This is a genomic window from Pedobacter sp. KLB.chiD, assembly GCF_047040275.1.
In the GTDB taxonomy this organism is placed as follows: Bacteria; Bacteroidota; Bacteroidia; order Sphingobacteriales; family Sphingobacteriaceae; genus Pedobacter.
On the sequence record NZ_CP178207.1, the window covers coordinates 3,659,311 to 3,685,325 of the forward strand.

At 38.8% G+C, this 26,015-nt stretch carries 20 protein-coding genes; 4 read left to right on the plus strand and 16 right to left on the minus strand.

Going from position 1 to position 26,015, the window contains the following annotated elements; all coding sequences use genetic code 11:
* Positions 1-222 precede the first annotated feature (222 nt).
* Positions 223-1,566, minus strand: coding sequence for a dGTP triphosphohydrolase (dgt, locus tag ACK1I8_RS15025; protein ID WP_412466152.1), 1,344 nt, complete (start codon positions 1,564-1,566; stop codon positions 223-225).
* 139 nt (positions 1,567-1,705) lie between these two features.
* On the opposite strand from dgt, the gene ACK1I8_RS15030 reads away from it, so the two are divergent.
* Both ACK1I8_RS15030 and ACK1I8_RS15035 read left to right on the plus strand, forming a co-directional pair.
* Positions 1,706-2,353, plus strand: a complete 648-nt coding sequence (locus tag ACK1I8_RS15030; protein WP_412466153.1) for a hypothetical protein — start codon at positions 1,706-1,708, stop codon at positions 2,351-2,353.
* A 107-nt stretch (positions 2,354-2,460) separates the two neighbouring features.
* Positions 2,461-2,823, plus strand: a complete 363-nt coding sequence (locus ACK1I8_RS15035; protein WP_412466154.1) for a hypothetical protein — start codon at positions 2,461-2,463, stop codon at positions 2,821-2,823.
* 378 nt (positions 2,824-3,201) lie between these two features.
* On the opposite strand, the gene ACK1I8_RS15040 is transcribed toward ACK1I8_RS15035, so the two are convergent.
* The 14 genes from ACK1I8_RS15040 to ACK1I8_RS15105 form a co-directional block, all read right to left on the minus strand.
* Complete coding sequence (locus tag ACK1I8_RS15040; RefSeq protein WP_412466155.1) at positions 3,202-3,474, minus strand: hypothetical protein; 273 nt, start codon at positions 3,472-3,474, stop codon at positions 3,202-3,204.
* Positions 3,475-3,595: 121 nt separating this feature from the next.
* Positions 3,596-3,841, minus strand: coding sequence for a hypothetical protein (locus ACK1I8_RS15045; protein ID WP_412466156.1), 246 nt, complete (start codon positions 3,839-3,841; stop codon positions 3,596-3,598).
* A 101-nt stretch (positions 3,842-3,942) separates the two neighbouring features.
* Positions 3,943-4,248 carry a 30S ribosomal protein S10 gene (gene rpsJ / locus ACK1I8_RS15050; RefSeq protein WP_008244591.1) on the minus strand — a complete coding sequence of 102 codons (306 nt, stop codon included), beginning with the start codon at positions 4,246-4,248 and terminating at the stop codon, positions 3,943-3,945.
* A 139-nt stretch (positions 4,249-4,387) separates the two neighbouring features.
* Positions 4,388-6,502 carry an elongation factor G gene (gene fusA / locus ACK1I8_RS15055; protein ID WP_293788512.1) on the minus strand — a complete coding sequence of 705 codons (2,115 nt, stop codon included), beginning with the start codon at positions 6,500-6,502 and terminating at the stop codon, positions 4,388-4,390.
* A gap of 129 nt (positions 6,503-6,631) precedes the next feature.
* Entirely contained in the window at positions 6,632-7,099 is a 468-nt protein-coding gene (gene rpsG, locus ACK1I8_RS15060) for a 30S ribosomal protein S7 (RefSeq protein ID WP_025145241.1), read from the minus strand.
* A 17-nt stretch (positions 7,100-7,116) separates the two neighbouring features.
* Entirely contained in the window at positions 7,117-7,530 is a 414-nt protein-coding gene (gene rpsL / locus ACK1I8_RS15065) for a 30S ribosomal protein S12 (protein ID WP_010599925.1), read from the minus strand.
* 323 nt (positions 7,531-7,853) lie between these two features.
* Entirely contained in the window at positions 7,854-10,670 is a 2,817-nt protein-coding gene (locus ACK1I8_RS15070; RefSeq protein WP_412466157.1) for an outer membrane beta-barrel protein, read from the minus strand.
* 201 nt (positions 10,671-10,871) lie between these two features.
* Positions 10,872-11,042 carry a hypothetical protein gene (locus ACK1I8_RS15075; protein WP_412466158.1) on the minus strand — a complete coding sequence of 57 codons (171 nt, stop codon included), beginning with the start codon at positions 11,040-11,042 and terminating at the stop codon, positions 10,872-10,874.
* 467 nt (positions 11,043-11,509) lie between these two features.
* Complete coding sequence (locus ACK1I8_RS15080; protein WP_412466159.1) at positions 11,510-11,731, minus strand: VF530 family DNA-binding protein; 222 nt, start codon at positions 11,729-11,731, stop codon at positions 11,510-11,512.
* Between the two features lie 23 nt (positions 11,732-11,754).
* Complete coding sequence (locus ACK1I8_RS15085; protein WP_412466160.1) at positions 11,755-12,363, minus strand: class I SAM-dependent methyltransferase; 609 nt, start codon at positions 12,361-12,363, stop codon at positions 11,755-11,757.
* A gap of 305 nt (positions 12,364-12,668) precedes the next feature.
* Positions 12,669-13,034, minus strand: coding sequence for a RidA family protein (locus ACK1I8_RS15090; RefSeq protein WP_412466161.1), 366 nt, complete (start codon positions 13,032-13,034; stop codon positions 12,669-12,671).
* Between the two features lie 158 nt (positions 13,035-13,192).
* Positions 13,193-15,178 (minus strand): M1 family metallopeptidase, encoded by a 1,986-nt coding sequence (locus ACK1I8_RS15095; RefSeq protein WP_412466162.1) that lies wholly within the window; start codon positions 15,176-15,178, stop codon positions 13,193-13,195.
* A gap of 239 nt (positions 15,179-15,417) precedes the next feature.
* Entirely contained in the window at positions 15,418-16,158 is a 741-nt protein-coding gene (locus tag ACK1I8_RS15100) for a carboxypeptidase-like regulatory domain-containing protein (RefSeq protein WP_412466163.1), read from the minus strand.
* Between the two features lie 68 nt (positions 16,159-16,226).
* Positions 16,227-16,574, minus strand: a complete 348-nt coding sequence (locus ACK1I8_RS15105) for a Spx/MgsR family RNA polymerase-binding regulatory protein (protein ID WP_412466164.1) — start codon at positions 16,572-16,574, stop codon at positions 16,227-16,229.
* 283 nt (positions 16,575-16,857) lie between these two features.
* Here ACK1I8_RS15105 and ACK1I8_RS15110 point away from each other — a divergent pair, with 283 nt between their 5' ends.
* Together ACK1I8_RS15110 and ACK1I8_RS15115 are read left to right on the plus strand one after the other, a co-directional pair.
* A complete protein-coding gene (locus tag ACK1I8_RS15110; protein WP_412466165.1) occupies positions 16,858-18,396 on the plus strand; it encodes a sensor histidine kinase in 1,539 nt (512 codons plus the stop codon).
* 236 nt (positions 18,397-18,632) lie between these two features.
* Entirely contained in the window at positions 18,633-19,307 is a 675-nt protein-coding gene (locus tag ACK1I8_RS15115) for a LytR/AlgR family response regulator transcription factor (protein WP_412466166.1), read from the plus strand.
* A 291-nt stretch (positions 19,308-19,598) separates the two neighbouring features.
* Here the strand turns inward: ACK1I8_RS15115 and ACK1I8_RS15120 are convergent, their stop codons facing one another.
* Positions 19,599-25,961, minus strand: a complete 6,363-nt coding sequence (locus ACK1I8_RS15120; protein ID WP_412466167.1) for an alpha-2-macroglobulin family protein — start codon at positions 25,959-25,961, stop codon at positions 19,599-19,601.
* Positions 25,962-26,015 lie beyond the last annotated feature (54 nt).

Below are 26,015 nucleotides of genomic sequence, written 5' to 3' on the forward strand. Positions count from 1 at the left end.
TTGACTACAAATAAAAGGTAGCCAAACGATCAAATCTAATAATTAGTATAAGCTGAGAACTGAATTTTACACGAAAACTTATTACTGATGCACAAAATACTGTAAACCAAATCCATATATAAATTACAGGCCCGTAATTTTACACGAACAGCGATTCCAAAGGCCATCAATGCTTTATTAATTCCGGAAATTGGGATAAAATACTTACCGGTTTTAAACCAACTAGGTTTCTGAAGGAAAAGATATCCCTTTGATATTCCGGTATAGATCTACAGCATAGAGGTCTGTCATTCCGGAAACAAAGTCTAGCACACTCTGTATAATAGAATAAATATCGGTCAAATCGGTATGATATTGTTTTGGAATGAGCTTAACCAGTTTTTTATAATAGTGTGTATTATTATGAATAAGTGCCGGAACAAACTCTTCTAGTAAACCGGCCATAATTTTATAACCCGCCACCTCTTTCTGTATTACTGAAGAGAAATTATATATACGCTCCACGGAGATTTTTTCTACTGCTTTCCAAGCCGAAATATAGGGTTCGGGCAGTAGATCGGTTAAGCTATGGTTAAGATCACCTTTCAATAGTTTTTTCTGTTCCCTGAAGAAAATGGCTGCACATTGGTTTGTTAAAGTGTTAATGGCCTTAGCACGGAGTAGGCCTATCTTGGCATCATCATCTTCATAATCGTTTTTTAACCGTTCTTCTATAGTTGTTGAATTGGCAAAAGGCATGAGGTAACCCTTTACTTCTTCGTAAGAAAGAATCTTGAGGCGGTGCGCATCTTCCAGGTCGATGATGCTGTAGCAGATATCATCGGCAGCCTCTACCAGATAAACCAAAGGATGGCGTTTATAGATGAGGTACTCGCTGTCTTCCTGTGCCAGGCGAAGTTCGGTAGCAATTTTTTTGAAACTTTCCTCTTCTGATTGGAAGAAACCATATTTTTTACGGTGCAGCAAACCTTTTTGTTTGCCTGCAATAGAAGCACATGGATATTTGGCTATAGAGGCCAGGGTAGAGTAGGTAAGCGCATAAGCATCATTTCCCTTTCCTTTTAATGGATGCGTAAGAATCCGGATGGCATTGGCATTTCCTTCGAAATTAATTAAATCGTGCCATTGCGATTCACTCATCTCTTTCTGGTAAACCTTACCATCGCCATCGGTAAAATAGCGCGAAATGGCCGCTTCTCCCGAATGTCCAAATGCCGGGTTGCCCAAATCATGCGCCAATGCAGCGGCAGCCACAATATTACCTACTTCGTTTATTAAGGGAACGTCTTTAATAAGTTCTGGTTGATATTCTTCTATACCTTTAAGAAATATATTTGCCATGGAACGGGCCACACTCGCCACTTCTAAACTATGTGTTAAGCGATTGTGTACAAAAACACTTCCAGGCAAAGGAAAAACCTGCGTTTTATTCTGCAGCCTTCTAAATGGAGACGAAAAGATCAACCGGTCATAATCACGCTGAAAATCTGAACGTGCCCGATCTGTACTGGCACCATATTGCTCTTGTCCGTATCTTTTATTCGAAAGTAAGTATTTCCACTCCATTTATCGCGCTGGCATTTAAAATTTGGTGCAAGTTAAACAAAACGTGAAAATGGTTAAGCATAAAGCTTTAAGTAAAATTTGTATTACATCAATTAAAAGATATATCTATATTTGCGGCCAAACAAACAAACAAACAACAATGAAAAAAATCTTATTAACGCTAGCTATCTTATGCTGTTTTACGGTTTTGACCAAAGCACAATTTGAAGGCTCAAAACAAATTTTCGAAAGTCCGAAATTAAAGGACGCAATCAAAACACACAAAACTGTAGCTATTTTACCCTTTGCGGTAAAAATCTCTTACAGGAAACAACCCAAAAACTTTAGCGCTGAAGCGAACAAAAGTCAGGAAGAATCAATGGCCAGGTCTATCCAGGCAAGTATGTATACCTTTTTGCTAAGAAAAGCTTCAGACTATACGGTAACTTTTCAGGATGTTGACAAAACAAATATCCTGTTAAAAAAAGCCGGCGTTCTGAATAAGTTAGACGAGACCACTAAAGATGAATTAGCTAAAATACTGGGTGTTGATGCGGTGATTGGTGGCCGTTTTGAAACAGAGCAAACGAAATCAGAAGCTGGCGCCATTGCCTCAGCTGTTTTATTCGGAGGTTTTGGAGGAAAATCCGGAACAGGCACCATGTTCTTAACCATCAATAACGGATCAGACGGTGAATTATTATGGCGTTTCTTTAAAACAATGGATGATAACATTATGAGTTCTACCGATGATATGGTGGAACGGATGATGCGAAAAATATCGCGGAATTTCCCTTATCGAAACTAAAACAGAGGCAGATAGAAATATCTGCCTTTTTTGTTAACTACGTTTGCTGGTGATCATGAATCAAACCATTTAGCTTCTGCCCTGTTTATTGATAAAATGATACGGACATGAAAACGAGTGTATATAACAAAAAAGAGCATCTGGAGGGATATGTAGGGTCAGGTGACGAGCAAGCTGAAAAATCAGACGTGCAAAAAGCTTTAGAGCAGGCCAATGATACAAATATAGTAACGAGTTACGGCAAAGAACCCAGTGAATTGATTGAAGGAAATCCTTCAGCAAGAGATGGTGGAGATAACTCTGGTACACAAGGTAAAGATTCACTTAGTGATGATGCCTACAATAGCGCTGATAAAAACCCAACGTTGAAGAGTGCTGAAAGTCATACCGGCAGTTCGTCTGAAGATTTTAAACCAAAAACCGATATTAATGAGGCTGATGAAAACCACGCATTAAATACCGGCATTTAATACATTGAGATTACTAAAACAGGATTGAATTTATCAGTAAGATTCAGGTTATATTGATCAAACATTTAACCCTTAAAAATAAGTTATTGACATGGTAATCCTATGTTTTTGAATCACAACCAGATACTATTTACATCTAAAAAAAATTGACATATGTCAATTCATTAAAACCATATCTTTTGCGATTTGATGATAAGTTATTGAAATTAGCTATGCCTTAGGATTCGCGACAAGCTAAAAATTAGAGAAGAACTATTAAGGGCTTTAGCTAGTTAATCCACACATTTCAGTTGTTGAATTCTAAATTACTTCCATCTACCGGGAAAGGCGTAAACCTATAAAGGGATTGTCTATTAGGATAATCCCTTTATAATTAAGTTACAAATCTTTGCCATGCAAACCTTTGTCGTCGTTCTTGTTTCTGTTTCCTATATCTTCACCCTGACTTAAATTCGAATTATTAAGACTTCCATTTACGTCCTGATTAACATCATTCTCTCCGCTTTTGTGAGATGTCATCGGTTCATCTTTACGCTTAAAATCAGCTCTTTTATGCCCGTAAGTAGCTTCTCCGTTATCCCACTCTATATCCTCTTCGTTGTGGTTAGTCTCCTCGTTAGGATCAATATTTTTATTTTCATTATTTTCCATAGCGATTTATTTTATAAACACTCTTTTATCAGAACAATGGATACGATAGAAAGGTTTAATGTTGAAACAATTATATACTTCCCGGCCTTTGCTCCATTTTATGGCCTTTGATTAATTGTGGCTAATTCACCCCTTTGCTTTGATCTATTGCTGTGCTACTATCCAAATCATCTTTCGTCGAACCATTTTCATCACGATGTTCTGGCGGGTTTTCCATCCTGCTTTCTTCCAGTTCAGAAAAATCACTGCCATTTTGATTGGCTACTTCGCCATGTGAGGAAGGATCATCCTTCCCTTCTTCCTTAGGATCAGCAAAATCCTGTCCTTCAACTGGTAATCCTTCTTGTTCTTTGTCTTTACTTATCATATCAGTACAACCCAGACACCCCAGGTTTTGTTTTAGCATTTAGGCTATACAAAAAAAGGCCCCGATTTGCATCGGGACCTTTTTTATTCTTTTAAAATCAATTAAACTTTGATCTCAACTTCAACACCGCTAGGTAATTCAAGTTTCATTAAAGCATCAACTGTTTTAGAGTTAGAGCTATAAATATCCAATAAACGTTTGTAAGCACACAATTGGAATTGCTCTCTGGCTTTTTTGTTTACGTGTGGAGAACGTAAAACAGTAAAGATTTTTTTCTCAGTAGGAAGTGGAATCGGACCACTTACCACGGCACCCGTAGGTTTAACAGTTTTTACGATTTTCTCAGCAGATTTATCTACCAGGTTGTAATCGTAAGATTTTAACTTAATTCTGATTCTTTGGCTCATCTTATTTTTAATTATGGCTTCCTGTTAGAGCTATTAACAACAGAAACCGGATTTATCTTTTTTAGTATCGAGATAGCAGTATTAAGTATCAAGACGGATTATCCAATCTTGATACCCTATACTAAACACTTGTGACGAATTAGTCTTCAGTTTTAATTCTTCCTTTAGATTTAGCTACTACTTCGTCCTGAACGTTTTTAGGCGCTGGCTCATAGTGGTCAAATTCCATTGTAGAAGTTGCACGGCCTGAAGTGATGGTACGTAACTGAGTTACATAACCAAACATTTCTGAAAGTGGCACCAATGCTTTAATTACCTGAGATCCGTTACGGGTATCCATACCTTGCAACTGACCACGACGACGGTTCATATCACCGATAACATCACCCATATTTTCTTCAGGGGTCAAGATTTCGATTTTCATAATAGGCTCCATCAAAGCAGGTTTACATTTAGGTAAAGCCTCACGGTACGCCATACGGGCAGCAAGCTCGAATGATAAAGCATCTGAATCGACTGCGTGGAATGAACCATCAATCAAACGTACTTTCATATCAGGAAGCGGATAACCAGCTAAAACACCATTTGCCATTGCAGATGCAAATCCTTTTTCTACTGAAGGGATGAACTCACGAGGAATAGCACCACCTACAATTTCGTTTACGAACTGCAAGCCACCTTTTTCAAAATCAGCATCAATTGGAGAAATCACCACTTTGATATCGGCAAATTTACCACGACCACCTGATTGTTTTTTATAAACTTCGCGGTGTTCTGAGGTACCGAAGATCGCCTCTTTGTAAGCTACTTGTGGTGCACCTTGGTTAACTTCTACTTTAAATTCGCGTTTTAAACGGTCAATTAAGATATCTAAGTGAAGCTCACCCATACCAGAGATAACCGTTTGGCCAGTTTCCTGATCAGTTTGTACCCTGAAAGTAGGATCTTCCTCTGCTAATTTACCTAACGCTAAACCTAATTTATCAACGTCAGCCTGAGTTTTCGGCTCGATAGCTAAACCGATAACCGGATCAGGGAATACCATTGATTCCAGAACAATTGGATTTTTCTCATCGCAAAGAGTATCACCAGTTTTGATATCTTTAAAACCTACTACCGCAGCAATATCACCAGCACCTACGTTAGGAATTGGATTTTGCTTGTTAGCGTGCATCTGGAAGATACGTGAAATACGCTCTTTGTTATTTGAACGTGTATTGTACACATATGAACCCGCCTCTAAGTTACCTGAATAAACACGGATAAAGCATAAACGACCTACGAAAGGGTCAGTTGCAATTTTAAATGCTAATGCTGCAAAAGGCTCTTGTTCAGATGGTTTTAATAAAACTTCCTGATCTGTATTCGGGTTAGTACCTACAACACCTTCAGAATCTAAAGGCGAAGGCAATAATTCCATTACATAATCCAACATGGTTTGTACACCTTTATTTTTGAAAGATGAACCACAAACCATAGGAACAATTTTAGCATCCAATACGGCTGCACGTAAAGCGTCTAAAATTTCACGCTCAGTGATTGAGTTTGGATCTTCGAAGAATTTCTCCATCAAAGTCTCATCATAATCAGCAACTGATTCTAACAATTTTTCTCTCCACTCTGCAACCTCATCTAACATATCATCAGGGATTGGCACTTCAGTAAAGGTCATTCCTTTATCGTGCTCATTCCAAACGATACCACGGTTGTTGATCAAATCAACCACACCTTTAAAGTTATCTTCAGAACCGATAGGTAACTGTAATGGAACTGCATTACTACCTAACATATCTTTCACTTGTTTAACAACTTTCAGGAAGTCAGCACCAGAACGGTCCATTTTGTTAACGAATCCGATACGGGCAACATTGTAGTTATTAGCTAAGCGCCAGTTAGTTTCTGATTGTGGCTCAACACCATCAACTGCTGAAAACAAGAATACCAAACCATCTAATACACGTAATGAACGGTTTACCTCTACGGTAAAATCTACGTGTCCGGGTGTATCGATAATGTTGATGTGGTATTTACTACCACGGTAGTTCCAGTTTACTGTTGTAGCAGCAGAGGTAATAGTGATACCACGCTCTTGCTCTTGTGCCATCCAGTCCATTGTTGCAGCACCTTCGTGCACTTCACCAATTTTGTGACTAACACCAGCATAATAAAGGATACGCTCAGTAGTGGTCGTTTTACCAGCATCAATGTGAGCTGCAATTCCAATATTTCTTGTAAATTTTAAATCTCTTGCCATGTTATGTTTTTGATTTATCTGATCTTAAATGATTGCACCGATTATGTTGAAACAAATCGGTGCAAATTATCTAATCAGTATAATCTTCTAATTAAATCTGTGTAATCTTACTTGTCTGTTAATCCTAAATTAGAATCTGAAGTGAGAGAACGCTTTGTTGGCCTCAGCCATTTTGTGCGTATCTTCTTTCTTTTTAACAGCAGCACCTTCACCTTTAGCAGCAGCTACGATTTCACCAGCTAATTTCTCTTTCATCGTTTTTTCACCACGACGACGAGCATATAAAATTAACCATTTCATACCTAAAGCTGTTTTACGCTCTGGTCTAACCTCCGTTGGAACCTGGAAGTTAGCACCACCAACACGACGAGATTTAACCTCTACAGCTGGCATAATGTTAGTTAATGCACGTTTGAATACCTCTAAACCGTTTTCACCTGCTTTTTTCTCAGCAATTTCAACAGCATCGTAAAAAATTGAGTAAGCGATAGATTTTTTTCCATCGTACATCATGTTGTTTACAAAACGGGTTACCTGAACATCATTAAATTTTGGATCAGGAAGAATAATTCTCTTTTTTGGTTTTGACTTTCTCATTTCTTATTTCCTCCCGATTATTTTTTCTTTCCTTTTGCAGGTGCAGCAGCTGCCTGACCTGGTTTAGGACGTTTAGTACCATATTTAGAACGACGTTGGTTACGACCAGCAACGCCCGATGTATCTAACGCACCACGGATGATGTGGTAACGTACACCTGGTAAATCTTTAACACGACCACCACGGATCAATACGATGGAGTGCTCCTGTAAGTTGTGACCTTCTCCAGGGATGTAAGCATTCACCTCTTTACCGTTCGTTAAACGAACACGGGCTACTTTACGCATTGCTGAGTTTGGTTTTTTAGGGGTAGTGGTGTACACACGTGTACATACACCTCTTCGCTGTGGACAGCTGTCCAACGCCGGAGACTTACTCTTGAACTCCAGTGCTACTCTACCTTTTCTAACTAATTGTTGAATGGTTGGCATTGTGCTTTTTTATGTTTTTTATTTAAAAAATTTACCGCTCCCCCGGCATCCTTGCAGATCGCCCATAAAACGGACTGCAAAAGTAGAACAATTCTTTTTAAAAATCAAGGGGTTAGCATAAAAAATTTTCGGTTAGTAATGGCTGGTTTTCAGTTCAGGATTATGGAGTTATAATTTTCCTGCCAATTGCCATCAGAATTGATCGGAATCCACTTCAACTTCATCAGGGCAAGCAATTACACAAAGTAAAGTCTAAATTTTGTTGATATTCCATTCGCTCCACGAGAACATTTATACCCTCACATCTATTAATTCCTAGCGATTTAATTAACGGTGCTGCGTGGATTGCTTCTTTCATTATTTGCACCTACTTTGGTCAACTTGTAATTTAATGATAAATAAAAGTACCTGGTAATGTTATTATACCGCACATCCTCTATCCGGCTGCTGTTTACAATCCGATCGATGCTGGTATTCTGGTTCAAAATATCAAAGCCTTTTAAGCTCAGGGTTACCCTTCTTTTCATCAAATATTTATTGATACCTGCATTTAGCAGAAAGTAATTGTTGTTAAATCCATCAGCACGGCCAGCCGAACCAATATGGTTTACATCAGCCTCTACCCTTAAATCTTTTATAAATTCGTAACTAAGGTTGAGGGTATTTTCCAAACTGAAATATTTATTATTGATGGCCGATTCTGCCGTATTGTTTACTTTGGTATAACCTACGTAAGCATAGATACCGGCATTAAATTTATCATCGATATCGTAGCTCCAGTTGACATTCGGCCCGATTTCAAACCTGTTCGTCAGGTTTTTAGCTCCACTAATAAAGTTTGTTCTGTGTTCGGTAAAGAAATTTGCGCCATAGTTCATCCTCAAACCCTTCATTTTTGATGGCATCCCAAAATATGTACCTGCACGTAAATAGTAGTTGCCATTTACATTAATGGGCTTAACCGTCTGGATGCCGTTATTATAGGTGATATCATTTCCGGTGTCATCAAATGATAAGTTGTAAAGAAAATAACCATTCCAATAGTGGTTGTTATCAGGACTAAACGTATTAAAATTGACTGAAAGGCGATGATTTTTCCTGGCCTCGAGATCAGGGTTTCCAATTCTTTGGTATAATGGATTGGTGTTGTTCTGTACGGGCTGCAGATCGGTTACCGAAGGTAAGTTAACGCTCGCCCGATAATTGATGGCAATGGTTTGATTGGCTTTATTTTTAAAGTTAACCGTTAAGCGCGGCAATAAATTGTAATAAGATTTTTCAATCTTGCCTATGTTGGCACCAATGTTATTAAACACATTTGCATTCAATAAACTTTGCTGCGCATTCAACCCAAAATTATAGGTCCAGTCTTTTCCGGTATAAATAAAACCTAAGCCGGCGGTCTGCAGGCTGTTTTGGTTATCGAAAGTATTGGTCAACAGCGGAACAACGGTTTCATAACGATCATTGGTCGGGTTATAGTCAAAAGTGATCTGCTTCGCATCCACAATGTTCCGTGTAAAACCGTAAGCTACATTGGCACTCCACTTCTGTCCCAATGGCCGTGCATAATTACCGTTTACGGTATAGGTTTTCGACACATTCTCCTGATTGGCCTGTTGATTGGTATGGGTAACTACGGTATTGCCGCTGATCAATTGATTGAGGAAGGATTGATTAACCCAATCGGAATTATAGGTATTCTGTGCACCATTTAAACGAAGCGAAACCGAACCTTTTTTGTTTGGCAGCCTTCTGAGTATGGAGAACTCGCCAAATAAAGAAGGGGTAAAGTTATGCTGATTGAAATACTGGTTTCCATCATTCGATTTTCCTGCGACATCAAAATTAGCATTGAAAAACCGATTGCTGATATTGGTAGTGCTGTTTAAGATTACATTTGGCCGCAGTACAATGTCAGTTAACGAATCAGGATGATATTCTGCCTTAAAATTGAAACGATGCGCCTGGTTATCGCTGTTCCGGTCGGTATTATCCACGGTGCGCAAAATATCGCCCGAACTTAAATCCTGAATATTAGATAATTTATTACCCAAACCAGCAGAAAAATAAGTAAAATAACTGCCACTGATAGCCAGTTTATTATTTTTACCCCATGAATTGCTATAGTTAAGACCACCACTGTGAGTGGTATACAGGCCAATAGCACTGTTGTCGAAAACACCACTCCCGCCAATAGTGGTTTTGCCGTTATTGCTGTTGATAGAAAAACTTCCTCCGCCAGGTGGGGCAAAAATATTTCCAATGTTTCCACCGCTGAAACTGCTCAGGTCATCATAACCGAAACTGGCATCATTGGTATTGTTGCTCATGCCCAAAACCGCAAACTGAAGATTTTTATTAAAATGATTGGCACTCAGGTAACTTCCGTACTTATCGGTAGTACCGCCTGCAAGGTTGGCATTTCCGAACCAGCCCTTTTTCTTGTCTTCTTTAATGGTGAGGTTCAATACTTTTTCCCGCTGACCGTCGTCAATGCCAGTAGCTTTTGCTTCCTGCGTTTTGCTATCAATTAACTGTACTTTTGCAATGGCGTCAGCAGGCAGGTTTTTAGTTGCCGTTTTAGGGTCGGTTCCAAAAAAATCTTTACCGTCAACAGTTAAGCGCGTAACTTTTTGCCCCTGCACCAATATACTCCCATCTTTATCAACGGTTACACCCGGCAGTTTTTTCAATAAATCTTCCACAGCAGCGTTTGGCCTGGTTTTATAGGCATCGGCGTTAAACTCTACCGTATCCTTTTTAACTGCTGCAGTTGCATACCGGCCGCTTACCGCAACATCTTTCAGGGCTATGGCATCTTCTTCCAGTTTTAAAATGCCAATATTAACAGCCTTGCCGCCCACATTGATATTTTTGATGATGGGGTTATAGCCCACCGCCGAAATCCTGATTTTATAATCACCATTCGGCACCGCATTAAAAGAAAACTCTCCGGCTTGATTAGTTACCACACCTACTTTTTTGGTCGAGTCGGTTTTATTTGATAAAATAATCCCCGCATATTCAATGGGCTGATCTGTTTTTCTGTCAATAATTTTTCCATTTACATTACCCGACTGCTGTGCGAAGACTTTCGTAGATAATATGCACAGCAATATCAATAAATAGGTTTTCATACTTAAAATTGTCTTTTTTATTGGTTTGTTTGATTAACCTTTTTTAAGGTTTCCAACGATAAGACACCAAAAGATGGAAAATGTGACAAAAAATATGTTTTTCTTTTAAAGTTTAGAGGAAGCTCGGGGGTAAAGATAACTTAGGAAGTCTGCGTCAACAAACAAAAAGTCTTCCAGTTTTACCTGAAAGACTTTCCTTTATTAAGCTTTGGCTACTTTGTGTGTGTGTTTATGATGATGATGTTTCTGATGACTTTTTTTAGTCTGTGATTTTTCTGTGGTTGGTTTTGCAGGCGCTACAGTTTTTGCATTAACGGTTGCGAAGGTAAACATGGCTAATAAAGCGATGCTTAAAACTTTAATTGCTTTCATTTTCAAGTGGATTTAATAATGAATAAACCTTGTTATTTTGTTGATTAAATCTCGAAAATCAACATGAAGATTTTATGAACAATCAATGGCTGTATAACTAAACTAAAAAATAACTGAAGGCAGAAACAATTGGTTAAAATTTAGCTGACTACGGCAAATCGAATGAAAAAGTATAATTGTGTTTTTTTTCCTCAAAATATATTCAGAAACTATTATTCCATCCACCAGTATTTTATACTCAGCTTTAGCTTCTTTTGGGCAACAGCGAGCGTTTTAAGCTCAATATGAGTGCCCGACTTTAATGCCATAGTCTTTTCCCATGCCCATTTACTTTTTAAGGAATAATTAATTATCTCTCTAATTAGAATATATCGTAGTAATATTTATAACGAAATAACTAGTCAGCCAAACATCCATAGGAACCAATAGAAAATATTTTTCATTTGATGCTAAACTCACTCATTCCATCATTTATTAAAAGTATCGAGGTATAAATCTTCTACCTTTTTTCGGGCCCAGGGCATTCTTCTTAAAAATTTCAAGCTCGATTTGACCGACTGGTTATTATTAAAACAATCGATCCTGATCAATAATCCCAATTTTTCCCAGCCATAATATGATTGGAGATCAGTTACTATTTTTTCTAAAGTGATACCGTGTAAGGGATTATTTTTTTGCTGTTCGGCCATGGAGCAAAGTTAAGGCAAAATTATCAGGGTTTGTACTGCGCCATCCAAACATTTGCACCGCCGCAATCGGGATCATTTATTTTATGCCTGAGCACTTCAAATTGATTTTCATGAAGCAGCATTTGATATTCAGCAGTAGCCAGAGAAGCATGAAAAAGATTTTCGCCCCCGTTCTTTCCCCATATTTCTCCCCGCTCTGTTCCAGATGTAAACAGTAAAATACCGCTGGCTTTTAAATGATGCTTAAAAATGGTAAACATATTCGGTTGGTCATCAGCAGGAAGATGAAAAAAACTATGCCAGGCAATAATCGCATCAAATTTTTCATCGAGATCAAGATCACGCATATCTTCCAGCAAAAACCTGGTAGATGGAAAATTGATTTTTGCCAGCCCGATCATCTGCTCACTGGCATCAACGCCTAAAACATCTATACCATGGTTAATAAAATATTCCAATATAGGTTTTCCAGTACCGCAACCAAGGTCCAAAACCTTTGCATCTGCCGGAAGGTGTTCGAGGATATCATTTAAGTAAGCTTTTTCCACCAAATCGGCATAACGATTTTCGGCAAACCAACCCCCTATTTTATTGTAAACCTGATAAACGTTTTTGCGCTCTCCTTTTTCCATTCTTAAAATTTCGATGGTTATTAATGTTATTTTTGAGATTAAAACATCTGGTAAATCTCATAACAATTTAGCAAATCCAAATTAATCAGATTTTGCTTTTTTTGGAAACCAACGTGCAGTGGGTATCGGGCAATACAGTCCCGCCATCCGCTTTACTCCGTTGCACTTCGTGTTCGCTGCTGTCAGGTTTAGGATGGCAGGTCCGTTTCAAAAACGGAGCCGGAGGTATTCATCTTTGTATATAAACCGAACAGAACCCTCCAAAACAATATCGGTTTAACAATAATGTTAACCAGGCTTATCAATTAACCTATAGCTGTAGCATCAATTTCGATCAACATGCCATTTAAGGCCAATTTCTGCACTGGGATAAGCGTATTTACCGGGAATTTTTGATCAGGCCAGATTTTATTCGATTCTTCGATCAATATCTGGTGCTTCTCCTCATCGTAATCGACCACCAAAGTGGTTAACTTGGCAATATTCTCCATTTTTAACCCTTTGCTGGCTAAAGCAATGGCAATGTTTTCAAATACGATGGTTACCTGGTTTCTGAAATCGGAACTTAAAATGCCATCGGTATTGCTTCCCCCCCTGGCCTGCAACAAATACCAGCTGGCTCCAGGCCGGAACTGCCGCAACATGCGAATAGCCATGCGGGCGGGGATCATAAATTCCTTCGGGATTACTTATTTCTATTAGAGAAGTGCTCATGTTGTATAATTTTATTGCTAAACTAACTGATATCGGAAATTAAAACGTCGGTACTTTGCAATAAAAAACCTCCTGATCTTTAAAATCAGGAGGTCTGGAATGAATTGATGTGAGCTTAGTTGCCCGCAGCCGTCCAGGTATCGTTATCCGGATTTGAGTCTGGCAATACTTTATCCGGATCCAAAGTAACGGATTCAATTTCTTCAGTGGTTGGGAAACGAACTAACCAACTGGTATTTTTCATCCACACATCAACCGGAACTTTTACGGTCTCCGTTTTTCCGCTTTTGGTTTTGATCTGAAGAATGATCGGCATCGGCATTTTTTCCAGGTTCACCACCCTGATATTATAGCTTACCAATTTACCGTCTTGCTTAACGGCCTCAACACCCGCAATGCCCTGATCCATTTTCCAGCTATTTAACCACCAGCTTCTCCAGAACCAGGCTAAATCTTCTCCTGCACCATTTTCCATTGAACGGAAAAAGTCAAAGGGTGTTGGATGTTTAAATGCCCAGTTTTTAATGTACTGGCGGAAAGCATAATCGAAACGGTCTTCGCCTAATATCTGGTTTCTCAGGATATCCAGGCCCCATCCTGGTTTACTGTATAAGTTAACGCCGATGTTTCTTTCCGCCATACCATCAGGCATTTGCATAATATTTTCGTAAATCGGATTACCGATTACACTTCTACCGATCTTATGGAAATCAACGGGAGGCGTTGCATACTCGCCATTATTAAAGTTTTTCTTAGAAATGCCGTTGATGAAGGTGTTAAAACCCTCGTCCATCCAGCCATATTTACGCTCGTTGGATCCCACAATCATCGGGAACCAAGTATGCCCAAATTCATGATCGATTACACCCCATGCGCTTGCTTTTTTAGCTTTCCAACCACAGAACACAATACCAGGATATTCCATACCACCAATGTTGGTGGCAACATTAACAGCCATTGGATAAGGATATTCGAACCATTTGGAGGAATAATGCTCGATGGTAGATTTTACATATTCTACACCACGTCCGTAAGAATCAATACCATTGCTTTCTACGGGTTGAGCAGAAACCGCTAAACCTGTTTTACCGCTTGGCAGTTTATACCTTGCGGCATCTAATACAAATGCTTTTGATGAAGCCCAGGCCGCATCGCGCGCATTAATAATTTTAAACTTCCAGGTTAATTTATCTTTAGCCGGGCGCGATTTCGGATCGGTTACCTCTGCTTCACTACGGATATGTACGGTGGCATCGCTCAGTTTAGCCGCGTTCCATCGTTTTAACTGCTCTGGTGTAAAAACTTCAGCAGGGTTTAATAACTCGCCTGAACCCATTACAATATGACTTGCAGGCGCAGTAATGGCAAAATTGATATCGCCATATTCGCAATAAAACTCACCGCCGCCCCAGTAAGGTAAGGTATTCCAACCGATTACATCATCATAAACACACATGCGTGGAAACCACTGTGCAATAGCAAAAATTTCACCGTTTTTAGTGGCTAAATGTCCGGTCCTGTCCGATCCTTCTTTAGGGACAATATACGAATAATCCATTTTGATGGTTACCAGATCGCCATTTGGGGCCAAAGGCTGATCTAAACGGATCTGCATACGGGTATCTTCAACAATTGAAGTGAACTTTACTGCACCTGCTTTTTGCGCTACACTAATGTTCTGGATCTTATATCCACCATCAAACTTTTCACCCTGTGCGCCATAACGGCTACGTGATGGGGTAATGGCGTAACCGCGTGAGGTTTCTTTAAAGGTATTTTGATCCAGTTGTAACCATAAATAAGGTAATTTATCGGGACTATTGTTTTTATAAGTAATGGTAACTGTTCCGCTGACCATGTTTTTTATTTCATCCAGATTGGCGGTAATGTTATAATCAACACGGTTTTGCCAGTATTTCGGGCCTGGCGCACCATTCGCAGAACGGAACTCGTTCCCATTTTGGGTGTAAAATAGTGGTCCAAAGGCTTCAGCAGGATTGTAATTAGTAGCTGGCGCAACGGTTGTAGCTTGCTGGGCTGAGGCTGAAAGAGCAAAAACGCAACAAATCAAACCAAAATTAATCAGTTTATTCAATTTCATGATAATAAGGTTGTAAATACTGCGGTAAATATAAAAAATAACCACATATAGATTTATATGTGGTTATAATGTTACTAATAATGGTTAACAGGGTAGTCAAAAAAGCTTTTTAGGCTTTAATTTGATCAATATTTATTCATACTTATCATTAATTTCCTTTCACTAACTGTCAGCTGAATTTATTCAGGCATCTTTTCAGTAAATAGACCCTGAAATGAATTCAGGGCGACGAGTCTTTATTAATTAGCCTTTAATTTGGGCAGATCCTGCAATTTTCTTTGCTGAGGAGTTAATTTGTTCCAAGCTGCAAAAGCACGTGAGATGTAAAAAGCGTAACGGAATGGTCTTTCGCCCTTTACGGCTTCGATGGAAGGCCTATAAATAATCATGAAGTTTTTAAGCTCCTCTCCTTCCAGTTTAGTCAGTTCAGTAATGGCCCTCGGAGTGAAATTTTCATCTATTTCTTCCTGATACATTTCCCTTTCTTCCAAATCTGCTTCTTTGCGCTGTTGTCTCTTATATTTACCATAACCAAGATTTAGGCTTAAACCACCTACTTTATCGGTCATGCGTTTACGGTTCAGGTTTCCGCCTGTACTTAATAGCGTATATTTCTCAGCCAGCGGATCTTTAGCATCCGTAATCTGACTATTCATCCTTACCGCAGTAATATCCACATCTTTTAAGCTATTCGTTTTAGCCGGTAAATATATGGTTCTGTTCAAAAGGTTGGTCAGGTATAGCGTATCGGTATGATAGCCTATGGCAGAAAACTCTAAAAGATCGCCAATACTAGCGCTTATAGTATACTTTCCATCTTTATTTGTACTGGTTGATTTTTTACTGTTCAGGTTTCTGATACTAACACCAGGAAGAGAAAGGTTTTTTTTCGAAAAATCGAAAACTGTACCAGTAGTTACCGTTTGTGCGAAAATACCCAGAGGCGATGCCAGCAATAGAAAAATGATCAGTTTGTACATACTCAAAAGTAACTTAGTTCAACAATTAAAAACTGCATTTAACAATCTTTAACATTAGAACAACTGAATCAGGCTAGTGTTTTTAAATAATTTTCATCGTCAAACCCGATTAATACAGCCTTGCTGTTTTGCTCAATAACCGGACGTTTTATTGCACTGGTATTTTCTTTTAAATAAGCTATTGCCGAATCCTGGTTATCAATTTTGACTTGCTCTTCTTTAGTTAATTTCTTCCAGGTTAATCCTTTGCGGTTTAATACCGTTTCCCAGCCGAAAGTGTTACACCACTCGTTTAATTTTTCAGTGGTAATGCCCTTTTTCTTAAAATCATGAAATTCAAAGTCAACCTGATGCGCTTTTAGCCAATCAAGCGCCTTTTTAACTGTATTGCAATTTGGAATTCCGTAAACGGTCATATTGATTGTAATAATGTAAGATGGAAAAATGGATAATGGATAATGGAGAAATCAATCTTAACTATCCGTTTCAAAGATAGCAAAAAAGAGGATGGCGTGGGATAACAGCCGATGATCAATTTGCAGTAACCAAATCAAAATGTAAAATGGATGGGCCTGTTGATCTGAAAATCCTGCAATCCTATACATCCTGATCATTCGTCACATTTTTAGTGCCATCCATCACATTTTAATGATCGGTATAAATTCTCTTTGTAAAATTGTGCCATTAATTTAGAACAAAATGGAAATTCTTTCAGATCATTCATCTGCTATCAGATCTAAAAATATCAACCAGCTGGAGTTTTGGATCTCTACCACATTATACATCCTGGCTTTGATCAGCATTTGCACCAAGATCAATTACGGACCAGGCAACTCATACCATTATGCCGATAACGATGTCGATTATAACGTCCTTACAAATTTTTTCCTTCCGAAGGTATTTAAAATTACCATGCTTTACTTTAGTTTTCTGCTGTTCAATTTTGTTTCAATGCCCCAATTGGCAAGGAAGCAAAATATAATCATGAATGTGATCATTACTGTTGCGGTAACTGCTTTCTCTATCATTGGCTGGATGGTAGCCAATACCTATACCCAACCATACAGATTAATGGAATATGAAAATATCGACCAGGCTTACGGTGTATTCTTTGGAGAAGCGTTCAGTTATATCTTTTTTCTTTATCTGCTCATCAATGCCTATTCTTATTTTAATGAACGTGGATTAGTACTGCTAAACCGGATTTCTTTTTTAAAGCAGTACAGTAACAACATCGTTCCGGAAATTTTTACCTCGACTAAAATCTGGTTGATTTCGCTCCTGGTGTTTGCTGCCGTGCTTTCGTTAAGAATTGATTATGAATTATTGATTATCTGGCTACTGGTACCGCCGGTAAATATTTTATTTGCCTTTCTTTCTATTTATTATATTATCCCAAATCTTCGAAAAAATTTCAAAGGTTTTGGACGGTACTTCTGGGGCAATGTAGGTATAACCATTATCGTTTCACTTTTGCTTTTGCTGGTTCTTATTCCTTTTATGCGTAATGGCGCGGTTGTTCCCATTACTTTAACGTTAAATCTAATCTGTTTAATCTGTATCACCACGCCATCTGCCTGGTATGTTTATAAACATAAATTTGAAAAACTGAGCGAAATACAAATGCTTAAAACAGAATTAGGCAAATCTGACGCCAGCCTGAATTTCTTAAAATCACAGATTAACCCACACTTTTTATTCAATGCCTTAAATACACTATTCGGGACTGCTTTGCAGGAAAATGCAGAACGAACCGGCGAGGGTATACAAAAACTGGGTGATATGATGCGTTTTATGCTCCATGAAAATACACTGGATAAAATTTCGCTCACCCGTGAAGTAGAATATCTCAACAATTATATCGATCTGCAAAAACTCCGTACCTCACGTTCCGCTGATATCAGGATTGATACGCATATAGAAGAACAGTTAAATAACCTGCAGATTACCCCCATGCTATTAATCCCGTTTATCGAAAATGCCTTTAAACATGGGATTAGCTTGCAACAACCCTCGTACATCAAAATCACCCTGCAAACTAAAGAAAGCACCTTGTATTTTGATGTAAGCAACAGCATATACATTAAAGCTGACAACGATCCTGAAAAGCTAAAAAGCGGCATCGGACTCGAGAATGTTAAACAACGTTTATCATTGCTCTATTATGGAAAACATGAACTAATTATCCGCGAAAGTGCCAATGAGTTTTTTGTTCATTTAACTTTGCAGTTGGATTAATCCTTTGACTCCGCTCAGGATGATATGACTAAATAAATATGATACCAATAGTGTTGTCACGCTGAGCGGAGTCGAAGCGCGTAAATCTAATTCAAGCAAATATTTAAGTTAATCATGATTTTACTATATTTATCCTTCAACTCCGCTTAGGATGATACCATGCATTAGTATAAAGCGAAGAAGAAGTAATAGGCTTCGACTACGCTCAGCCTGACATCCAAAAAGACAGATAAAAAATGACTGCCATTGCTATAGATGATGAACCCATTGCGCTTGATATTATAAAATCGCATGCCTCAAAAGTTCCGTTTATTACTTTACGGGAAACCTTTACAGATGCTTTTGCAGCCATCACTTATCTCCAGCACAACAAAGTTGACCTGATTTTTCTCGACATTAAAATGCCCGATATCAGCGGAATCGATTTTTTAAAGAGTCTGAGCAAGCCGCCAATGGTAATTTTCACGACAGCTTATACTGAACATGCGGTACAAAGTTTCGAACTTGATGCGATTGATTACCTGCTAAAACCCTTTTCGCTTTCGCGTTTTTTAAAGGCCTGCAATAAAGCACTCGAACTATTTAACCTACGAAGCGGAAAACAGGTGGAAAAACCCAGCCACATTTTTATAAAAGATGGTTATGAGCAGATAAAAGTAGCGCTGGATGAAATTTTATACATTGAAGCGTCAGGTAATTATACGCAGATCCAGCTTAAAAGCAAATTGCTAAGCTCTCGCATTACCATTAACGATCTGGCCGATCTGCTGCCAAAGACAGATTTTATCCGTTGCCACCGGACGTTCATTGTCGCCAAAAATAAAATATCCAAATTTGACCGCAGCCAAATCTGGATAGGTGATAAAGTTATTCCCATCGGGGCCACTTATGGCGGAATACAACTTACCTGATACAATCTAGGCCATGATACGAAAGGCAGAATCCTTATTTAAATAAACCCCTGCCTGCAGCGTAAAACCCGAAGGTGAGGTACGAGCCAAGGCTTTGAAGCGGATAGCGGGACTTTCGTAACCAAAGTACATCAAACCCTGCTTTCCAAAAAATATTGACCATCTAAACCACACGGATTCATTAGTATTTAGATGTAGACCTCGCGGGTTAAAGACCTTTGAGGCTTGTACTTCGTAAGTTAGCCCTAAAATAAATCCGATATCTATCGGATCAGGGTGATGGTCAAAATGTTAAGGCTTTACATTTACCCTGATCCCGGCCGAATGAGTAGTAAACTCTGGCGCATACATGCTTTGCAAAGTGGTAATCCCATTCGAAAAATTCCCTGCATGGGTAACCCTTAACGGGTATTCGAATACATAGGTTCCCTTTGGCATATAACTGATAAAGAAATTGGTTGAAGCATCTTTTGTACTTTCATAATAACCCAAACCATCCTGATATTTATAGCTGGAAATTACATTTACAGGTTCGAAACCTGATGAACGCATATCTTTTAAATGGATATATTCCATATTCCTATCACAATAAATTTCGATGCGAACCTTTAACAAATCGCCTGGAACCAAAGTATTGGCTGAGGTTAGTGCTGTGAGTACATCTCCCTTATTGCTGGCTTTCTGTAGGAATAATTGTTTTTTGATTTTTACTCCGGAATTTGCCGACGTGATTTTATCCAGTTGCTCAAAATATTGCCAGTACAACGTACCCCAGGCAATGGTTTGGTTGCTGTTTTTAACCTCTACCCTGCCCATTTCGGGTTTTACATCCTGACCTACAATGGTCACTTTTTGATAACCGGTTCCAGCCTCTTTTGTAGCATTAGCTGGTTGAAGCGCTGCTAATTTCTGGCCACCAATGGTAATTTCCGGTTCATTACGTCCGGCCAGTAAATCGGCGCCTCGCATTAATAACGCATAACAGGCCGCTGTAGTAGCTTTTGTGGTTTTCCAATCGTTGGTTTGTTTGTTTTTGAGCAGCCAGATTTTCATTTCCTCTACCGCTTTGCGATCATTGGCCACCTCATCAAAAGCTTCAATCAATAAGGCCTGTGTTTCAATCGGACTTTGGTACCACCACCAACCCGCTTTATTCGTCGCCCAGTACATACCCAGTTCGTCATTTTGCTGTGCGGTCTGATTTAACAGGGTGATTATTTTTTTAGCCTCTACCTGATTGCCATTTCTGTTTAAAACCAAAGCTGCCTGTGCCAGCTGGTACGGATCAAAGGTTTTCCATTCGGCAACTAGTTTTTTGAGGTAAAAATCTTTAGCTTTTGCGAAATCAGCTGTTGTATTTTTATGTTCAGTATAACTTCTCGCAAATAGATAGTGTAGTGGCAAGTAAGCAAAACGTTTGTCTTTCAGTTCTTTTTTATAATCGTTGATAAATTTTTTATCTAAATAGATAATGGCCTTGTTGAGCATGGCATTGAAATTTGGATATGCTTTCTCGTCGATCAGTTTTAGTTTTTTTAACTGGCCCATACCCAAAACAATATGCTGGGTAATGTATTGATCTTCCTGCATTCCATTAAACCATGGAAAAGCTCCATTGTTAAACTGCATTTTTTCCAGCTTTTCGAAATTGGTTTTTAACTCATAAGTCATTCTGTTTAAGTCGAAAAGTGTAGCCAAACGTTTTTTACGTTCGGTTTCGTTACCGGCATTGCGTACCCAAGGTGTTTCTTCCAATAAAACCGATTTCAATTCCTGGTTTTTCTCCAGGTTGGATAACAATGCTGCGCCGTTATTGGTATTTTTCCATTGCTCAAAAACCGTTTTAATTTTTGGTGACGAATGGATGATTCCCGTTGCAAAACTATTGGCATAAAAGCGGCTAAAAGTTTGCTCGGCACACTCATATGGATACTCCATGAGGTAAGGTAAGGCCTGCACTGCATACCAAACCGGATTGGAGGTAAACTCGAAAGTTAAACTCTGGTTGCGTATAGTTTTGGAGGAGCCGGATTTCTCCAGTTTCTCAAAATCGAAAGTTTTGCTGGTATTTCCACGTACGTTTATAGGCATACTTTCGGTTACCAACATCGCATTCGCCAAAACCGGAACGGTGTTTTCTTCACCATCGCTGAACCTGCCACTTTGAGCTAAAACTTTATAGGTTATGGCATTAATCCCCGAAGGGATGATCAATGTCCATTTTAAAACGGTATTGCCCTCATTATCTATTTCGAAAGTTTTCTCCGCTTTATCATTTGTCTCAAAAAGCTGTAGGCCTTTTCCGGTCAGGGCATCTGTAAGTGCCAGACTGGCATTGCCTGCAAGTTTTTTACCAGCTAAATTATTCAGTTTAGCCGTTAACAAAATGGTATCGCCTTCCCTAAAAAATCTCGGCGCATTTATGGCAATGGCCAATTGTTTTTGTGTTACCAGTTCGTTCGTAATCATTGCCGTTTTTAAATCTCTGGTATGTGCAAAACCCATCATTTTATAGCGGGTTAAACTTTGCGGTATGGTAAATTCGATCTTGATTTCGCCTTTGGCATCGGTTAACAACTGCGGATAAAAAAATGCAAGTTCGTTGAAATTGGTACGGGCTGTAATATTTGTTTTTTGATATTTGAGCGCCTCTACTTCCTGGCGTAACGTTGGCTCACCAAGTTTATCATTTAGTGCTTCTCCTGAATTCGCCCCCTTTAATCTTTCAACAGTAGGAGGGTCAACACTTAATCCTGCCACCCTCCCTTGCAAGGCAACGCCCCTAACCCGCGTTAATGCTGCTGTTGAACTCTGCTTTTTCTGCGCCCCATAGCCTACAACCATTACTTCATTTAAAGCCGTCCCATCCTCTTTCAATGTTACATCAACGCGTTTTTTATTGCCTATTTTTATGGCATGGCGTTTAAATCCGAGACAAGAAAAATTAAGTGTTTCCCCAGCTTTGGCATCAATGGTATAAATACCAAAAACATTTGTTGTAGTTACTTTCTTACCTACGCTAACCTGTACGCCCGGTAGTATTTCACCCTGACTGTCGAACACCACCCCATAAATTAATTTACCATTTTCTAAGCTGGCGAGCTTTTTAACCGCCTCTGGTGATAATCCTTTCCGTTTAGCCCTCTGTAAATTACTGAGATAGCTATGGTAACCAGAATTGTATCCGCCGTAATAGTTATAACCGAATAGATTGAGGTTTTCGTAACCCCGCGTCATCACGCTATAATTTTTATCCCGTTTTAAAAACCATAGGTAGCCTGGACTAGCGACATCATTTACATTAAAATTCCAGTTATAATAACCATAGTTAAAACTGTGTTGCAGATTCGTGTTCCAATCCATTTGCTTAAGATCATCCAAACTTGCGTCGTAAAGCGTGGCCACCATTTCGGCCATTTGTTTCTGACCGTTATTACTACTGATCTGCAGTTTCCAGCTTTCTTTCTCTCCAGGCTGTAATTTATCCCGAAAGGTTAAAAAACGGATGTTCAGTTCTTTCTCCGGATCTGCAATTTTAACCTGATATATGGAGTTGTAAATGGTACCCTGATGCACCATGGTAAACTGCACTGCAAAACCATCTTCATCATTAACGTTTGGTTGTATTTTAACAATGGTCTGTTTTGGAGATAAATTGATCCATACTTTTTCGGCTATGCTATCGCGATAATAAACCTCGTAATAAGCCTTACTATTCTCTGCCAGCCCTGCCAAACGGAATATAGCGCTTTCATTTGGTTTGATCAGCGTAACTTCCGGTGTAACCCATTCGGCGTTTGATTGAATTACTGCTGGTGTATCATGATAAACGATAAGATATTTATCTAGTTTAACCGTATCATTTTGTTCGTTTACAGCTGTGAGACTGATTTTATAATAACCTGGCTTCAGGTCTTTCTTGCTAAAACTCAAATTTCCACGTCCAGTTTTGGGACTCAGGTTCTGTTTAAATTCAACAGATTTTACCGGCCACTTGGCTACTTCGAGTTCATTGTTATAGTCGTCATGAGGAAAGTTCTTGATAAATTCTTCCTTGTTCATGGTATAGTTTTCGGCATAAAACGGGCTTTTGTTCATCAACCTGGATGGTGCCTGTAATAAGCTCCATTCTGCTTTAATATCAGCCTTAATAATTTCACGATTTAAATTGGTAACCGAAAAGGAGAGGCTATCTATTTTATTGCTCAAATACACAACTTGTTCTGTGCTGATGTTAAGCATAATATCCTTCCTTCCAACAGTTAGGTTGATCGTCTTCGAACGGGTTTCTCCATTCAAATCTGTAACATCTGCCACAATTTCGTAGACATAATTTGCATTGATATCGGTAGCATGAGCAAAGAAAGTAATTTCGAATTTTCCACCTGCTTTAGTATCTGTTTTACCAATAGCTATCTGTTTTCTTTCGGCATTTATCCTGGAGCCATCAGTGGCCATCCGTTGCTCATAGCTGAGCCTGTAATCATACATCAGGTTCCTGAAAACTTTATAATTTACCCTGGCGTTGCTTACTGAATAGCCCGAAAAAGAACTGGCCTTACCGGCTACTTTGATGCTATCATTCAGTTTATAATGTTTATTGGGTTTGTCAAAAACCACTTCAAAAGTTGGGCGCTTATATTCTTCAACCTGTACGGCAACGCGACCATAATCGGTTTCGATTTCCATCTCACCATTTAATATGCCCATCGGGATGGTAAAAGTGCCTTGAAACGTGCCGTAATCGTTACTCATCAACCTTGTTGTGGTAATCTCTTTTCCATTGGCATTATTAAAAGAAACATCAATGGCTTTATTGACTTCGATGTTATTTTTTCCATTCAGGATTTTCAAACACAATCCCTTGTAATAAACAGTTTGCCCTGGGCGATAAATCGGCCTGTCTGTAAAAAGAATAACCCGTTCGTTAACTTCATCTTCCCGGTAGCTATTATAATTATTGATATTCAATTTCAATTCATCTTTTCCAAGCGTAACTATTGCCTGAGACAGGTTTCTGTCCGTTTCGAACGTACTGGCATAACCTTTTTCATTAGTTGTGATTAAATCATCATCAATAAGCTTTCGGGTATCGTAATCATATCTTCGTTGCTCGATCTTTACATTTTTTAAAGGAGCTCCATTAGTTAATTGAGTAACGAAATATTCGTGTTTTTCGACATTGCGCCTGTTGATCACTGCCATTCCCGTAACCTTAAAATTGATGTTACTGTAAATGGTATCGTTCTGCTCGCGGTTAATGGTTTGGGCAATTAAAGTATAACTACCAAAAGGCAATGCCTCCATTTTATCAACTAAACTGTGGCTTTGATAATCGTTAGTTTTAGGGACAGCGATCATCCACTGTCTGATTGTTTTATGCTTTGTCAGAAAAGCTAAAAAATCGGCCCTGTTCTTAAATTGTTCATATTCATTTTTAAATTTGGGCGAATGGTACAACCTCAACTGTACACTATCGGTGTTTTTATATGATAAATATAATTGGCTGGGCAAATCGGGCTGTACAAATTCTTTCACCTTGACTGATAAAATACTGCTTTTGATACCTTCAATTAAATTTCTGGCATTCTCTGCCCCAATGCTTTTTGGGAAGGCATTTATCGCTTTTTCGGCCAGGGCAACCGCCATAATCAGGTTCTGCTTATTAGTATCAACGGGTAACTCTGCATTTTTATGCATACTGGCCTGCTCGTATAAAATATCAGCAAAAACTTCACTTTGGGTACTTTCTTCGGCTAACCGGCTTAAAGCTTCGTAATACAATTCCTGACTATCACGCATAAAATGTCGTTTAACAAATTTTAGCCGTTTTAAATCCACATCTGCGAGTGCAGAAGAATTATTACTGTTCTGATGAAATCTGATCAGGTTCTTAAACAGCTGTAAAACCTGCGTTTTAAAAGAAGTACTGTCGATAGGTATGTCTATCTTTAAAAATGCCTGTCTGCTTCCAAACCAATCAGCATTACTCATGCCGATCCATTCATCATCATATTGGGTAAGGCCCAGCTGCGTGTTACTTAACACATCAAGGGCACGGTGGGCCAGCAAATCGTATAATGTAGGCCTAAAACTTCTGTATTTTTTATCACCAGCCAATACTGCATCCAGGGTGTCTACTTTTGTCTGCTTTAAAAGCTGACTGTCTTTTAAAGATAAAAGGTAATATTTTAATGTTTCATCATTTAGTTTTTTAATGTTCCAGGTTTTGATGTCGTCTCCAATATCACCCTGTACCGGCGTACGCTGATTAATCTGCCAACGGTTCTGTTGCAGGTAGTTCCAATAGGTTTCGGCTAAAAGGGATTGCAAAATGCTTTTTTCAGGTTGTTTAGCATTACCTATGTCTTTACGCAAACCGATCAAAATTTTATCAAAAGCGTTTTCTTCCAGATAACTTTGAAACACCATCCGATAAATAACCGATTTAATGAGCAAAGGCATATTGCGCGTTTGGCTGGCCTGCTCATATATTTTTTCAACCAAAGCAAGCGCGTCTTTTGGTTTAGCCTGGTTGGCAATTGAATCTACCCTGTAGAAATCTGCCAGCGTATATTTATGCTGCGCAGAAACGTTAAAGGAAAACAAAAAAGTAAAAAGAAATAAAGTGGAGACACGTAATGATGTATTCATATGATGTATTGCGTTTTAATATGGATGAACAAAAGGTAAAGATTCCATAAGCGC